Origin of the sequence: Kitasatospora phosalacinea, from assembly GCF_000716545.1 — a bacterium.
Classification (GTDB): Bacteria; Actinomycetota; Actinomycetes; order Streptomycetales; family Streptomycetaceae; genus Kitasatospora; species Kitasatospora phosalacinea.
Map to the genome: position 1 here is coordinate 19,285 of NZ_JNWZ01000072.1, position 14,064 is coordinate 33,348.

At 73.8% G+C, this 14,064-nt stretch carries 12 protein-coding genes; 6 read left to right on the forward strand and 6 right to left on the reverse strand.

Going from position 1 to position 14,064, the window contains the following annotated elements; genetic code table 11:
* The first annotated feature begins 11 nt into the window (after positions 1–11).
* The 4 genes from OO48_RS28280 to OO48_RS28295 are packed head-to-tail and all read left to right on the forward strand — an operon-like array spanning position 12 to position 4,972.
* Positions 12–1,034, forward strand: a complete 1,023-nt coding sequence (locus tag OO48_RS28280; RefSeq protein WP_033221313.1) for a carbohydrate ABC transporter permease — start codon at positions 12–14, stop codon at positions 1,032–1,034.
* On the forward strand, positions 1,034–1,876 hold the full coding sequence (locus OO48_RS28285; protein WP_033221315.1) for a carbohydrate ABC transporter permease: 843 nt from the start codon (positions 1,034–1,036) through the stop codon (positions 1,874–1,876). The genes OO48_RS28280 and OO48_RS28285 overlap by 1 nt, the downstream gene beginning before the upstream one ends.
* A 38-nt stretch (positions 1,877–1,914) precedes the next feature.
* Positions 1,915–3,414 carry an arabinosylfuranosidase ArfA gene (gene arfA / locus OO48_RS28290; protein WP_033221316.1) on the forward strand — a complete coding sequence of 500 codons (1,500 nt, stop codon included), beginning with the start codon at positions 1,915–1,917 and terminating at the stop codon, positions 3,412–3,414.
* A 37-nt stretch (positions 3,415–3,451) separates the two neighbouring features.
* The gene (locus OO48_RS28295) at positions 3,452–4,972 is read left to right on the forward strand and encodes a glycoside hydrolase family 43 protein (protein WP_033221318.1); all 1,521 of its coding nucleotides are present in this window, start codon (positions 3,452–3,454) and stop codon (positions 4,970–4,972) included.
* Positions 4,973–5,002: 30 nt separating this feature from the next.
* On the opposite strand, the gene OO48_RS28300 is transcribed toward OO48_RS28295, so the two are convergent.
* The 4 genes from OO48_RS28300 to OO48_RS28315 all read right to left on the reverse strand — a co-directional run bounded on the left by OO48_RS28300 (position 5,003) and on the right by OO48_RS28315 (position 9,878).
* Entirely contained in the window at positions 5,003–5,914 is a 912-nt protein-coding gene (locus OO48_RS28300) for a 2-hydroxyacid dehydrogenase (RefSeq protein ID WP_033221320.1), read from the reverse strand.
* A 121-nt stretch (positions 5,915–6,035) separates the two neighbouring features.
* Positions 6,036–6,578 (reverse strand): telomere-protecting terminal protein Tpg, encoded by a 543-nt coding sequence (tpg, locus tag OO48_RS28305; protein ID WP_033221322.1) that lies wholly within the window; start codon positions 6,576–6,578, stop codon positions 6,036–6,038.
* 105 nt (positions 6,579–6,683) lie between these two features.
* Positions 6,684–9,074, reverse strand: a complete 2,391-nt coding sequence (gene tap / locus OO48_RS28310; protein WP_063830752.1) for a telomere-associated protein Tap — start codon at positions 9,072–9,074, stop codon at positions 6,684–6,686.
* 189 nt (positions 9,075–9,263) lie between these two features.
* Positions 9,264–9,878 carry a hypothetical protein gene (locus tag OO48_RS28315; RefSeq protein WP_245194838.1) on the reverse strand — a complete coding sequence of 205 codons (615 nt, stop codon included), beginning with the start codon at positions 9,876–9,878 and terminating at the stop codon, positions 9,264–9,266.
* A 51-nt stretch (positions 9,879–9,929) separates the two neighbouring features.
* Between OO48_RS28315 and OO48_RS28320 the strand changes: the two genes are divergently transcribed.
* Positions 9,930–10,502, forward strand: a complete 573-nt coding sequence (locus tag OO48_RS28320; RefSeq protein WP_157845556.1) for a hypothetical protein — start codon at positions 9,930–9,932, stop codon at positions 10,500–10,502.
* 110 nt (positions 10,503–10,612) lie between these two features.
* On the opposite strand, the gene OO48_RS28325 is transcribed toward OO48_RS28320, so the two are convergent.
* Entirely contained in the window at positions 10,613–10,963 is a 351-nt protein-coding gene (locus OO48_RS28325; RefSeq protein WP_033221350.1) for a 5-carboxymethyl-2-hydroxymuconate Delta-isomerase, read from the reverse strand.
* A 110-nt stretch (positions 10,964–11,073) separates the two neighbouring features.
* Between OO48_RS28325 and OO48_RS37705 the strand changes: the two genes are divergently transcribed.
* Complete coding sequence (locus OO48_RS37705; protein WP_063830753.1) at positions 11,074–12,150, forward strand: SCO2583/SCO2584 N-terminal domain-containing protein; 1,077 nt, start codon at positions 11,074–11,076, stop codon at positions 12,148–12,150.
* 421 nt (positions 12,151–12,571) lie between these two features.
* On the opposite strand, the gene OO48_RS28340 is transcribed toward OO48_RS37705, so the two are convergent.
* Positions 12,572–14,032, reverse strand: a complete 1,461-nt coding sequence (locus OO48_RS28340; RefSeq protein ID WP_245194839.1) for an oxygenase MpaB family protein — start codon at positions 14,030–14,032, stop codon at positions 12,572–12,574.
* Between the last annotated feature and the right edge of the window lie 32 nt (positions 14,033–14,064).

A 14,064-nucleotide genomic window follows, 5' to 3' on the forward strand; every position in this document is an offset into this window, starting at 1 on the left:
GTAAGCACACGATGAGCAAAACCCTGGGTACTGAGCCGGTCGACGGCCCCCAGTCGCAGGGCACGCCCGGAGTCGGCGGCGCGGCCTCGTCCGCGCCGCCGGCCCCGTCGGCGGCGGCCGCCCGCCGCCGCGGCCGTGCCAAACTGCGGTTCGAGATCGCGCTCCTGTCCGGACCGGCGGTCATCGTGTTCCTGGCGTTCGTGATCTTCCCGGTGGCGCTCGCCGCGTTCTACGGTTTCTACCGCTGGCACGGCTACGGGGCGCCCACCGACTGGGTCGGTCTGAAGAACTACCAGCTGATCCTCACCGATCCGGCGTTCCAGCAGGTCCTGTGGCACACCGGCGTGATCCTGGTGCTCTCCCTGCTCGTCCAGGGTCCGCTGGCGATCGCCCTCGCGCTCCTGCTCAACCAGAAGATCCGCGGCCGCTCGGTCATCCGCGTCCTGATCTTCGTGCCCTACGTCGTCTCCGAGGTCATCGTCGGCACCGGCTGGAGCCTGATGCTCCAGAGCAACGGCGCCGTCAACGACCTGCTGCGGCACCTCGGTCTGGGTTTCCTGCAGGCCGACTGGCTCTCCGACCCGAAGCTGGCCATCTGGACGCTGCTGGGCATCATCTCGTGGAAGTACATCGGCTTCGCGGTGATCCTGATGCTCGCGGGCCTGCAGTCGATCCCCGAGGAGCTCTCCGAGGCCGCCCAGCTCGACGGCGCCTCCTACTGGCAGATCCAGCGCCGCATCACGCTGCCGCTGCTGGGGCCGACGATCCGCATCTGGGCGTTCCTGTCCGTCATCGGCTCGCTGCAGCTGTTCGACCTCGTCTACATCATCTGGGGCCCGTACGTGGCGGGCACCGCGGGCACCTCGACCATGGCGATCTACATGGTCGCCCAGGGCCGCAACGCGGGCAACTACGGCTACGGGAGCGCGATCGCGGTCGTGATGTTCCTGATCTCGCTCGTCGTCGCACTGCTCTACCAGCGCTTCCTCCTGCGCCGCGACCTGCAGGGTGCCATCACCGAAGGAGCCTCCTGATGAGCGCGACGACCGCCGACAAGCCGCAGAGGTGGGGCAACCCCTTCGCCTACTTCGTGGCCCTGCTCTTCATCGGGGTCTGCGTCATGCCCGTGCTGTACATCGTGCTCGGCGGGTTCCGCACCAACTCGCAGATCAGCACGAGCCCGGCCGGTCTGCCGCAACCGTGGGTGGTCGCCAACTACCTGAACGTCCTGAAGTCGGTGACGTTCTGGGGCGAGTTCGCCAACTCCGTCGTCGTGGCGCTCGCCAGCACCATCGGCACCGTGGTCCTCGGCCTGATGGTGAGCTTCGTGCTCGCCCGCTACGACTTCAAGCTCAAGGGGGCGATGTACTCCCTGTTCGCCGCCGGCCTGATGTTCCCGATGGTCATCGCGATCACCCCGCTCTACATCGTCGTCAAGGACCTCGGCCTGGTCGACAACCTGCTCGGCGTGATCATCCCGCAGATCGCCTTCGGCCTGCCGACCACGGTCATCATCCTGGTGCCGTTCCTGCGGGCCATCCCGAAGGAGATCGAGGAGGCCGCCTCGATCGACGGCACGAGCCGGCTCGGGTTCTTCTTCCGGATGGTGATCCCGCTGTCGCGCCCCGGCGTGGTGACGGTCGGCATCCTCGGGTTCATCGGCAGCTGGAACAACTACGTGCTGCCGCTGTACATCCTGAACTCGCAGGCGAACTTCACCCTGCCGCTGGGCGTCCAGGCGTTCTCCTCGCAGTACTCCGTGGACACCGCGAAGGTCCTCGCCTTCACCTCGCTCGCCATGCTGCCCGCGATGGGCTTCTTCGCCGCCTTCCAGAAGAAGATCGTCGGCGGCCTCACCGGTGCCGTGAAGGGCTGACCCCCCGCCCCGCACCGACCCGCTGAAAGGACCCTCACTTGCCCCGCGCCCACATCGAACTCGACCGACGGGCCGTCATCGCCCCCGTCCGGCGCCGCACCTTCGGCTCGTTCGTCGAGCACCTCGGCCGCTGCGTGTACACCGGGCTGTACGAGCCGGGCCACCCGACCGCGAACGAGGACGGGTTCCGGATGGACGTCGTCGAACTCGTCCGGGAACTCGGCACCACGACCGTCCGCTACCCCGGCGGGAACTTCGTCTCCGGCTTCCGCTGGGAGGACTCGGTCGGCCCGCGCGCGAACCGCCCGGTGCGGCGCGACCTCTCCTGGCACTCGCTGGAGTCGAACCAGGTCGGCCTCGACGAGTTCGCCAGGTGGCTCAAGCTCACCGACTCCGAGCTGATGCTGGCGGTCAACGTCGCCACCCGCGGCATCCTGCCCGCCCTGGACCTGCTCGAGTACGCCAACCACCCGTCCGGCACGGCCCTCTCCGACCTGCGCGTCGCCAACGGCACCCCGGAGCCGCACAACGTGCGGATGTGGTGCCTCGGCAACGAGATGGACGGGCCGTGGCAGACCGGCTTCATGACGGCCGACGACTACGGCAAGATCGCCGCCCGCACCGCCGCCGCGATGAAGGCCGCCGACAAGGACCTCGAACTCGTCGTCTGCGGCTCCTCCGGATCCGGCATGCCGACGTTCGGCGACTGGGAGCGCACGGTCCTGGAGCACAGCTACGACTACGTCGACTACGTCTCCTGCCACGCCTACTACCAGGTGCACGACGGCGACCTCGGCTCCTTCCTCGCCTCCTCGGTCGACATGGAGTTCTTCATCGACACCGTGCTCGCCACCGCCGACCACGTCGGGCACAAGCGGCAGTCGAAGAAGCGGATCGACATCTCCTTCGACGAGTGGAACGTCTGGTACCTCGAGGAGCACAAGGCGTCCGAGGACGTCAACGACGAGTGGCGGCACGCCCCCCGGCAGCTGGAGGACAAGTACACGGTGGCGGACGCCGTCGTCGTGGGCAACCTGCTGATGACGCTCCTCAAGCGCGGCGACCGCGTCACCTCGGCCTCGCTGGCCCAGCTCGTCAACGTGATCGCGCCGATCATGACCGAGCCCGGCGGCCCGGCCTGGCGGCAGACCACCTTCTATCCGTTCTCGATCACCAGCCGGCTCGCCTCCGGCGAGGTGATCCGGCCGGTGATCGACGCCCCGACGTACCTGACGGCACGGCACGGCGAGGCGTCCGTGATCGACGCCGTCGCGACCGTCGACGAGGACCGGGCCGCGGTCTTCCTCGTCAACCGCGACCTGGCGGAGCCGGCCCGGATCACCGTCGACGTCCGCGGCCTCCCGGTGTCCCGCGTCGTCGAGGCGCTCACGCTCGCCGACCCCGACCCGTACGCGAAGAACACCTTCGAGGAGCAGCTCCGGGTGACGCCGTCCGCGAACCCGAGCGCGACCCTCGCCGACGGCGTGCTCAGCGTCGAACTGCCGCCGGTGTCGTGGACCGCGATCGCCCTCGGCTGAACGACGGCACGCAGCAGCTCTTCGAAAGGACCGCCCCGTGCGGACGTACGACAACCCCGTGATCAGCGGGTTCCACCCGGACCCGAGCGTGTGCCGGGTCGGTGACGACTACTACCTGGTGTGCTCCAGCTTCGAGTACTTCCCCGGGCTGCCGGTCTTCCACAGCAGGGACCTGGTGCACTGGCGGCAGATCGGCAACGTGCTCGACCGCCCCGGGCAGCTGCCGCTGCCGCTGCCCGGCAGCACCGCCTCGCGCGGCCTCTACGCGCCGACGATCCGTCACCACGACGGCCGCTTCTGGGTGATCGACACCAACGTCACCGAGGGCGGCAACTTCATCGTGACCGCGGAGCGGCCCGAGGGCCCCTGGTCGGACCCGGTGTGGATCGACCTGCCCGGGATCGACCCGGACCTCGCCTGGGAGGAGGACGGCACCTGCTGGGCCGCCTTCACCTCCCCCGGCATCCAGCTCGCCCGGATCGACCCGGTCGGGGGCCGGGTGCTGGAGGGGCCCTTCCCCACCTGGTCGGGCACCGGCCTCAAGTGGCCCGAGGCGCCGCACCTCTACCGGATCGGCGACTGGTGGTACCTGCTGATCGCCGAAGGGGGCACCGAACGCGGCCACGCCGTCTCCGTCGCCCGCGCCCGTTCCCCGCGCGGCCCCTGGGAGGGCGCGCCGGCCAACCCCGTGCTGTCCCACAGCGGCACCGACCGGCCCGTCCAGAGCACCGGCCACGGCGACCTGGTCACCGCGCCCGACGGCACCTGGTGGATGGTGCTGCTCGGCACCCGGCCGCGCGGCTTCTCGCCCAACTTCCACGTGCTCGGCCGGGAGACCTTCCTCACCCCCGTGGAGTGGGACGAGGACGGCTGGCCCGTCGTCGCGCCCGTGGCCGAGCGCCACCCCGCACCCGGCGGCGCCTGGCACCCGTTCCCCGGGCCGCCCGTCCGCGACGACTTCGACGCACCCGCGCTCGCGCCGCACTGGATCTCCCCGCACGCGCGCCCCGACGGCTCCTGGTCGCTGACCGGGCGCCCCGGCTGGCTCTGCCTCACCGCCACCGGCCCCACCCTCGACCGGCCCGGCCACACCTTCGTCGGCCGCCGCCAGCAGCACCACGACTGCCGCGTCTCGGCCCGGCTCGACCCCGGCACCGGACGGGGCGGCCTGAGCGTGCGGATGGACGAGGCGCACCACTACGACCTGGAGGCCGGCGCGGGCGAGGTCCGCGTGGTCGCCCGGATCGGCCCGCTGCGCCGGACGCTGGCCCGCCGCCCGGTACCGCCGGGGCCGCTCACCCTCACCGTGACGGTCCGCACCACCGACCTGGTGCCCCCGTCCCCCGAGCTCGCCGGCACCGAGCCCTTCGGCCCCGACACCATCGCCTGCTGGCTCGGCGACCCCGACGCCCCGGGCGCGGAGCCGCTCGCCGAACTGGAGGGACGCTACCTCTCCACCGAGGTCGCCGCCGGTTTCACCGGCCGCGTCATCGGCATGTACGCCACCGAGGGCACCGTCGCCTTCGACTGGTTCGACTACCTCGCTGCGGCGCACTAGCCTCCGGCGAGCCGCCCGGCGGCGGGCGGGTCAGTGCCCGGCAGCGGGCGGCTCGCCGTTCTCGAACCGCAGGACCTGCTCGCGCAGCAGCCGCTTGGCCCGCGGCAGGAAGGCGCTGCTGGGACCGCCGACGTGCGGGGTGATCAGCACGCCGGGGGCGTGCCAGAGCGGGTGGTCGGCGGGCAGCGGCTCCGGGTCGGTGACGTCGAGCGCCGCCCGCAGCCGCCCCGCGGAGAGCTCCGCGAGGAGCGCCCCGGTGTCGACGACGGGCCCGCGGGCGACGTTGACCAGCAGGGCGCCGTCCTTCATCCGGGACAGGAAGCCGGCGTCGACCAGGTGCCGACTCTCCGGGGTCAGCGGCGTCAGCAGCACGACGACGTCCGCGTCCGGGAGCAGGTCCGGCAGCTCCCGCACGCCGTGCACCCGCTCCTCGGGGCGGGCCCGGCGGGCGACCTTGACGACCTCGCACTCGAAGGGCTCCAGGCGGGCGGCGAGCGCGCGGCCGATCGAGCCGTACCCGAGGATGAGCACCGTCCGGTCGGCGAGGGACTGGTGGAACTCCAGGTTCCACCGGCCCTGGTCCTGGAGCCGGGTGAAGTGCGGGATGCCGCGCAGCGAGGCGAGGGCCAGCGTCACCGCCAGCTCGGCGGTGCTGGCGTCGTGCAGCCCGTGCGCGTTGCGGGCGACGACACCGGCCGGCACGTGCGGCAGCACGTCGTCCATCCCGGCCGTGAGCGTCTGGACCACCTTCAGCGACGGCAGGCGCCCGATCAGCGGGAGCGCGGCGGCGTGCCGCAGGTAGGGCAGGCAGAAGAACTCCACCCCGCGCAGCGCCTCGTCCGGCGGCACCGGGCCTTCCCCGTCCCACACGAGGGCGTCGATGCCGGCGGGCAGGCCGCCGATCACGTCGGGGGCGTACGGGAGGAGGTAGCGAGCGCTCATGCCCCGACCTTAGCCACCCGACCGGCCGCGCCAGCGTCCGGGCCGCGCCGTTCGAACCTCGCCGCCCGGGCCGCGCCGCTCGGGTCGCGCCGCCCCGTCCGGTTGTCGGCGCGACGGCGGGTCAGACCTCCAGCTCCAGCCAGCCCAGGTCGTTGATCTCGGCGGTCAGGCCCTCCGCGCGGCGGCCCCGGTCCTTGAAGTAGTGCTCCTGGAGCCCGGCGGCCAGGATGCGCTGCTGCTCGGCCTCCGGGGCCCCGGCGTCGCGGGCGGCGTAGAGCTCGCGGGCGACGTCGCCGGGCAGGTGCTGGGTGATCAGCCGCTCGCGCGGGTCGTCGGTGGAACCGCCCGCCGCGCTGTACCCGAACCTGGCCTGGATGTGCAGCATGAAGCCCTGCTCCTCGGCCCGGCGGCGGACCCGGCGGCGCACGCCGGGCTGCCAGGTGGCCCGCACCCGCTCCTCGATCCGGCGGGCGGCGTCCGGCTTGGGGGCGATGGTGCCCTTGAGCCAGCGCTGCACGGTGCGCTGGGAGACCCCGAGCTCGGCGGCGACCGCCCGGGTGGAGCCCTTGGCGCGCTTGACCAGGTACCGGACCCGGGCGGGCACGGTGCGCGGGATCGGCCTGGTCCGCTCGACCCGTTCGAGTCCTTCGTCGATCTCCCCCACGGGGCGTCACTTCCTCACTGCTGCGCCGGGACGGTCCGGCCCGGACGGTCCGGCCCGGACGGTTTGACTGGGACGGTTCGGCCGGGTCGGCTCGGCCGGGACGGCTCACTCGTCGGCGGAGACCAGGCCGCCGGTCTTGATGTGGCGGGCCGGGTTGGCGCCGTCGGCGAGCAGTTCGCGGATCTCGGCGAGCGGCCGGCTGCCCTCGAACTTGACGTGCCCGGGCGAGACGCCGAGCCGCAGCGCGCCGCTCAGGCCGCCGTCGGGGCGGCGCAGCACGTCCAGCGCGGACGGCCCGGGGGCGGCGAAGACCGCGCAGTCGGAGAGCACGGCGAACGGCGGGGTGCCGAGTTCGGCGTGCAGCCGGACGAGTTTGCGGTGCAGGTTGACGGTGGCGGTGTCGATCACCAGGGCGCGCACCAGCGGGTCCCAGGTCGGGCGGTCGAGTGCGGCCCAGCGCTGGCCGGGGCGGTAGCCGAGGCCGCGCGGGCGTTCGCGGAACTTGCCGATGGTGCCCTTGGCGGTCTGCTTGACGGCGCCGAGCACGGCCAGTTCGGCCGGGTCGCCCTCGCCGAGCGCGGCCATCGCCGCCAGGAAGGCCGCCGGGTCCCGGTCGGCGAGGTCGAGCGGGACGCCGAGCGCGGCCATGGTGTCGACGTACGCCTGCCGCAACCGCTTGTGCCACGGGCCGAGGTAGGGCCCCGACTCGTGGCGCAGCCAGCCCTCGCTGGGGTGGACGTCGGCGCCGAGCTCGACGGCGTACGCGAGTTTGGCGGTGCTGTACCAGGCGGGGCCGGTCGGGGCGCTGCCGTCGGCGGTGAACGGGTTGGGCAGCAGCGGGTCGAGGACGAGGCCGCTGAGGTCGGCGCGCCAACTGCCGGGGACCTTCTTGTCGAAGACCGGGTCCAGCTCGTGGACGGGCTCGGAGAGCGGGACGTTGAGCCGTCCGGCGGCGGCGAGGAAGGCCGTGTTGACGTCGAGTCCGACCGCGAACGGCGCGGCCTCCTCCTCGTCGGTGAGCGGGCGGTGCCAGTCCCAGGCCTCGGTGACCAGGACGGCGTCGTCCTCGCGTTCGGCGGCCAGCGGGTGCTCGTCGGGGACCTCGGGCGGCGCGGCGTCGAACGCCCGGGCCCGGGAGCCCTCCACCGGCCCTGACGTCCAGCCGCTGCCGGTGCGCACCGGCCGGGTCGGCGGGCGCAGCGCGGTGACGAGCTCCAGCCCGGAGACGGCGGTGGAGCCGCGCGGGGTGTGCACCCGGCGGGCGTACGTGCCGAGCAGGCGGGCGAGTTCGGGCGCGGCGAGCCCGTCGGGGACCTTCCAGCCGCCGCCGTCCAGCGCGCCCCAGGGCAGCACGCACAGCTGCACGCACTGCCGGCGGCCGGCCTCGGGTTCGCGGTAGATCCGGGCCCAGGGGCCGAAGCCGCGCCGGGTGAGTTGCCAGCCGTCCTTGGCCAGCGCCTTGACCTGCTTGTGGGTGTCGGGCAGCCGGCCGAGCCGGGCGACGTACTGGGTCTTCTCGTCGCGCCCGGCGGGCGGCAGGCCGAGTTCGGTGGCGGCGGCGTCGGTCAGCACCACCAGCGGGTCGCCGTCCTTGCCGTACCGGTGCAGCCGGGCCGATCCGAGCCGCGCCGTCAGCGCCCACTCCAGCAGCCCGGCCAGGCCGCGTCCGGTCGGCCGCTCCCCGGGCAGCTCCGCGCCGTCCGCGCCGTACGCCACCAGCCCGAGCCCGTCCGGCGCCACCTCCACCACGGCCAGCGGCCCGGCCGGGAAGCGCGCGGCGGCGGCCTGCTCCCAGTCCTCCGCCCCGGCGGCCGGCCTGCGCGCCTTCCCGGCCACCGGCCTGGCCCTGCGGGCAGGCGCCGGCGGCGCGTCCGGCGCGGGCGCGAGCGTGGGAACGGACGCGGGAACGGGCGCGGGCGTGGCAAGGGGCGCGGGAACGGGCGTGGCTGCGGCTGTGGGAACAGGCGCGGGTACGGCCGCGGGAACGGACGTGGGCGCGGGTGGCCGGCAGAAGCCGCCGAGGTGCATCGGCCTGCCCTGCGCGCGGTACACCGACGGCTGCCCGCACTGCACGCACGGCGCGGCGGCGGCCATCACCAGCGAACCGTCCGGGTGCTGATCGAGCATCACGGCCTGCTGCGGCGCCGCCACGGGCTCCGCCACCACCACCGTTCCCGGCTGCGGCTGCGGCTCCGGCTCCGGCTCCGGCCCCGGCTCCGGCGCTGCGGAAGGCGGCTCTTCCTCCGGTCCGAGCTGCGCGGCGATGCCCTCCAGCAGGCGCGCGTACGCGGCGCGGCCCTCGCCCTGCGGGTCGCGGCGTCCCTGCTCCCAGGCGGTGAGCGTGCTGGCGCTGATGCCCAGCGCCTGCGCGGTCTCGGCCTTGCCCAGCCCGTACCGCACCCGCAGGCGCTCGCGCTCGGCCGGTTCGGGGAGCGGGACGGCCCGCCGGGGGCCGGATCCGAGCAGGGCGCCGATGGCGTCCGGAGTGCCGGTCACCTCACGCCTCCTTCGCCCGCGGAGCGCCGGTCGAACCGGCTCCGCTCCCGTGCCGCGCTGCCGGGCGGGGGCCACACATCGTGCCGCTGCACCTCTTCTTGCATCCTGCCGAACGGTCGAACTCCCGCCCAACATAGACATGCCCCGAGCAGCGGCACAAGCAAGCCCGCCCCGAGCCGCCGTTCCCGGCTACGCCCCGACCTCGGCGACCCGCACGGGGAACGGTTCGGGCTCCGGCTCGACCAGGTCTCCGCTTCCCTCCAGGTCGTCCCACGGCACCGAACCCGGACTCCCGTCGGCCAGGTGCCCATCGATGATCGGCTTCAGATCGGTCACCGGGTAGTACGGACCGCCGAACGGCAGCCTCTCCCGGTCCACCGAACCGGTGGGGCGACGCAGTTGGCCGGCCTGCCGGTCGTGCCAGACGTAGAAGGCGGCGGGCCCGCCGTAGGGCAGTTCCGCGATGCGGCGCCGGATTCCGTCGGCGGTGTCCCGGAACGCTGCCACCACCTCGGTGGCGGACGGGGCCGGTCCGCTGCCCGGACCGATCAGCCAGGTGTCGACCCGCAGTTCCTCCGTCCGGTGAGAGGGATCGAGTACGAGTGCTTCGTCCGCCACTTCGGCGATCCAGGTCGGCATCACCTCGCAAGCACGTCCCGCCAGCGGACAGGCGAACGGTCCGACCGGCGCCGAGCCGGGCGCTCGCCTGTTCGTCGGGTGAAAGCGGCAGTTCAGATGTGACACTTCAACGCCATGTCGTGACGCTGAGTACGGAAAGCCGCCGCCCGGGTGACGGCCCGTCATGAAAGGCGGTCCTCCGCGTACCCGGTCCGTCGGGGTCTCGTTGGGTGGGGCATGGAAAAGATGATCACTTGCGCGGCGGCCGGGCTCTTGCTCCTGACCGCCGCGGCGGGCCCCGCGAACGCGGCCGGCACCCAACGCTCCGACGCCCAACGCTCCGACACCCACCTGGTGTTCGGACGCGGCGTCGCGGCCTGCCCGAGCGACGCGTTCTGCCTCTACGAGCACGAGGACTACAACGAACGGCAGACCGGCCGGATCCGGGTGTTCCGACAGGAGAAGCGCGGCGCCACCACTCCCCGGCTGGACCTGGCCCGCACCGGGACGTTCGGGTTCGGGCGCTCGGCGGTGGCCAACGACAAGGGCTTCGCCACCATCCGGCTCTCCCCCAACACCTGCTCCACGGTGCACAACCCGGCCCGCGACTGGGAGTACCTGATCTTCCTCCCGGACAGCGGCTACCCGGAGCGCACCGCCCGCGTCCCCGACCTGGGCCGGGCGAAGGGCATCCACCACACCGCGCGGGAGGTGGACGGGCAGGGCCGCCAGGTGGTCTCCGGACGCACCCTCGATCTGAACGACCGGGCCCGCTGCCTGCTCTTCGACGAGTCCACCCCTGGACTGTGAAGCCCCGCCAACGGCCCCCGCCTGACCCTGCCGGGCCCGGTCGCCAGGCGGGTCTCGGCCCACCCCGGCTCGGCACGGCCCCGCCCCTGCCCTGTCGTCGGGCCCTTCCCTCACTGCCCGGGGTGGTCGACGAACACGTAGGTCTCCCGGTCGAGTTCGGTGACCTCCACGCAGAACGCGGCCGGCACCCGGACGTACCCGCGCAGCAGGTCGGTCACCCGGGCCGTGAGCGCGCCCCTGGCCCCGGCACTGCGGCCGGCCAGGACCTTGATCTCCACCATCACCACGGCGTCCGTCGACGCGCCGTCACCGACCAGGTGCCGCGCGGCCGGACGCACCAGCGTCTTGCAGTCGTCCAGCCGGGCGTCGATGACCTCGGGAATCAGCTGGTGCACCTCCTTCGCGAAGCCCAGCACGTCGAACTCCAGGCCCGGCGAGTGGTCAATCAGGATCTGCGGCACGACGGTCGCCCTCCCCGGACGGCGGGCCGCACCGGGGCCTTCCCGGGTCGCCGCGTCCGTGATCCAGAACATAGTCCCGCGACGACACCACCGGCGGGCATACTGGCGCAATGCCCGACCGCCGCCAGCCCGATGCCGTCGAGCCCCCGGACCCGTTCGAGGGGCTCGTCCTGGACGAGGATTTCGTCCGCTCCGCGACCGTGAGCGAACCGTCCGCCCGGGCCCGGATGCTCGCCGAGCGCTGGCGCCGCGAACCCCCGGTCGACCCCGGCGGCCGCCGCTGGTCCATGGACGGCCCGGCCGCTTCCCGCCGCTCCGGCCGGGGCCGTTCCGCCGGGCGCCCCGGACGCTTCTCCCGGCTCCGCGGGCCGCGCCGCCGCCGGGACGGCGAACCGCTCGGCGCCCGGTTCCGCACCCTCAGCCGGGGCGAGCGCTGGACCGCCGTGCTCGGCACGCTGATCGTCCTGCTGGTGGTCGGCGGGCTGCTGTTCGGCCCGAACCGGGCGCACACCCCGCAGATCGCGTCCCCCGGCGCCCAGCCGGGCAGCCCGCGCCCCGCCGGCGACCGGACGCTTCCGGGCGGCGGCACGTTCGCCGGCAGCGAGTGCGGGCAGCACGGCTACCACCGTTTCCCGGCCGCCGCCGACCCGCTTCCTGGCGGGGAGTCCACCGGGCCCTGGCTGCGCTTCGACTCCTACGGCTACCGGCCTGCGGAGGCCGGGCTGCCCGACCAGCCCGGTGAATTCGCGTTCGACCTGCGGCTCGGCTCCGGTTCGGACGTCGCGCTGGCACTCGCCGCACCGCTGGGCGGTTCGGGCGTGGCGGTCGAGATCGAGGGGCCGGACGGCGTGGTGGCCGCCGCGTACGGGCTGCCCGCCACGGTGCGGGGCGCCGACCACACCCCCGACGGCCAGGGCTGGCTGGTCACCGAGGACGGCGCGTCCGCCCACGTGGTGCTGCCGGCCGCCGCCCTCTGCCCGGGCGTCGACGCACAGGCGCTGGCCGCCGGCCTGATGCCGCGGACCGACGGCGGCAACACGGTCACCGGGCCCGCGCCCTACACCCTCACGGTGTCGGTGGCCGACTCCGAGGTCGCCGAGGTGCGCCGCACCGCGGGCTCGAAGCTCCACGGCGAGGTGCTGGCAACCACCAACCAACCGCCGCAGCAGACCGCGAAGCCGGTCTGACCGGAGCACCGACCTGACCGGAGCACCGGTCCGGCTGTGAACCTGGCCCGCCCAGGGAGGAGCCTCGGCCGCGCAGCGGGGGCCGCCCGCCCGGCGGAGGCGAGGATGACCCCACCCCGGAGCCACCCGCCGCCTCCGCGGTGGGTGACCTGCGGTTTTCCTAGCGTTGACGGTGTCCCGGAACGAGCCTCACCGGGGCGCCGTCTCCCAGGAAGGCCTCACCATGTCGCCCCGCCTGCGCCGTTCCGCCTCCGGTCGCCGCCTCCTTCGCCGACCGCGCGGTCTTCCTGGCCGACGGTGCCCTGGTCCGCGAGATCCGCTTCCCCGGCCCGCGCGCCTTCGCGCTGTCCAGTTGTCAAGGACCCGATCGCCGGTGGTGGAGTTCCCGGTGGGCGGCGGGCCGGGCGCCAGGGTCATCCCGTCATGGTCGGCCGAGCAGCTGGGTGCCGGCGGTGCTCGCCGTCCGGGTGGTGAAGAAATCGGTGAACCCGTTCACGAACTCCTCCTCGGTGATCTGGCCGTCCCCGTCGGTGTCCAGTTGCCGGAAGCCGTGGGTCAGTTCGGCCGGGTGCACGCGGGAGCCGCCGAACAGGGTGCGGTACTCCTCCGCGTCCAGCAGGCCGCTGTGGTCGAGGTCGGCGGCTCTGAACATGGCGCGGACCGCGACGTGCAGGCCCTGGGCGAGATAGGTCGGGTCGCGGTCGATGCCGGCGAGCATCGCGGTGACGAACTCCTCGCAGGAGATCTCCCCGTTCCCGCCGGTGTCCGCGGTGGCCAGCAGGTGGTGCCACCAGGCGTCGAAGGCCGCGTAGACGGCGGACTCGCCGGCCTGGTCCAGTTCCAGGGGCCAGCAGACGTTGTGCGCCATCGCCTCGAAGTCGGCGGAGGTCAGCCGCCCGTCCCCGGTCTGGTCCATCACCTGGCGGTAGAACGCGGCGATCCGCCCCGGCCGGTTGTCCCGGCGTGGTCGGACGGGCCGGACCGGACGCGGCGCCCCGGCCCGTTGCGGCCGGGCCCGGTCGCCGCTGGGCAGGGTGCGGTAGCGCAGCCGGTCGGGCAGTTGCGCCGCGACCACCCGGGCTCCGTGGTGGACGGCCCAGGAGAGCGCGGCCGCGCCCCGGCTGCGTGGCAGACCGAACTTGGCGCGGAACTCCGGTGGCAGGTCGGCCAGCGTGAGCGTGGTCAGGAAGCGGGCGACGAGTCCGCGCAGCAGCGGCCAGGCGGGGCGCAACCGGCCGAGGCGGCGCGGGGCCGGTGCGCGGGTCAGGACGGTGTACAGCATGTCCTGGGCCGTTTCGGTGAGTTCCAGGGTGTCCCTGATGGTGGCGTCGATGTACGCGGGGACGTCGGCGGCGGTGGGCGGGAACAGCTCGTCGGGGAGTTCGAAGGCCGCGCAGACCTGGCGGAACTCCCGGTAGAGTCGGTCCAGTTGGGCGGGTGTCAGCGGGCGCCCGGAGAGGGCCCGCAGGGCGGTCATCGCCTCGTACAAGGTCACCAGCACCCAGACCCGGACGGCCGGGTCGAGCGCGGTGTAGGGGCGGCCCCGGCTGTCGGTCCCGGTGATCCGGCGGTGGCTGCGTTCGAGCCGTTGGATCTCCCGGCGCAGTGCCTCCTGGTCGGAGAAGAACAGGCGGCGGCCGCTGTCCATGGTGTGCTCGATGCGGCGCCACGGGTGGCTGCGGTAGGTGGAGAGTTGGCCGACTCCGGCGGCGACCGCCGGGTGCGCGTTCTGCAGGACCAGCAGCCGCCAGGCGACCAGTACGATCCGCTGCTCGCCCAGGGTGCGGCGCAGCATCGAGCCCGCTCCGGCCGCTGCGGCGGCCGCCCCGGCCCGGCCCCGGCTCCCGGTGGCGCCGCCGCCCGTGCTGGTGGTTCCCGTCATGGTTCGCTCCCCCCTGGGCACTTCGGGCCCGG

What these genes read in the sequence shown, in the direction of transcription:
- OO48_RS28340 (WP_245194839.1), bottom strand. Translation starts at nt 14,032, where the DNA reads ATGACGGGAACCACCAGCACGGGCGGCGGCGCCACCGGGAGCCGGGGC.
- OO48_RS28315 (WP_245194838.1), bottom strand. Translation starts at nt 9,878, where the DNA reads ATGACGGGCCGTCACCCGGGCGGCGGCTTTCCGTACTCAGCGTCACGA.
- OO48_RS28300 (WP_033221320.1), bottom strand. Translation starts at nt 5,914, where the DNA reads ATGAGCGCTCGCTACCTCCTCCCGTACGCCCCCGACGTGATCGGCGGC.
- OO48_RS28320 (WP_157845556.1), top strand. Translation starts at nt 9,930, where the DNA reads ATGGAAAAGATGATCACTTGCGCGGCGGCCGGGCTCTTGCTCCTGACC.
- OO48_RS37705 (WP_063830753.1), top strand. Translation starts at nt 11,074, where the DNA reads ATGCCCGACCGCCGCCAGCCCGATGCCGTCGAGCCCCCGGACCCGTTC.
- OO48_RS28280 (WP_033221313.1), top strand. Translation starts at nt 12, where the DNA reads ATGAGCAAAACCCTGGGTACTGAGCCGGTCGACGGCCCCCAGTCGCAG.
- OO48_RS28285 (WP_033221315.1), top strand. Translation starts at nt 1,034, where the DNA reads ATGAGCGCGACGACCGCCGACAAGCCGCAGAGGTGGGGCAACCCCTTC.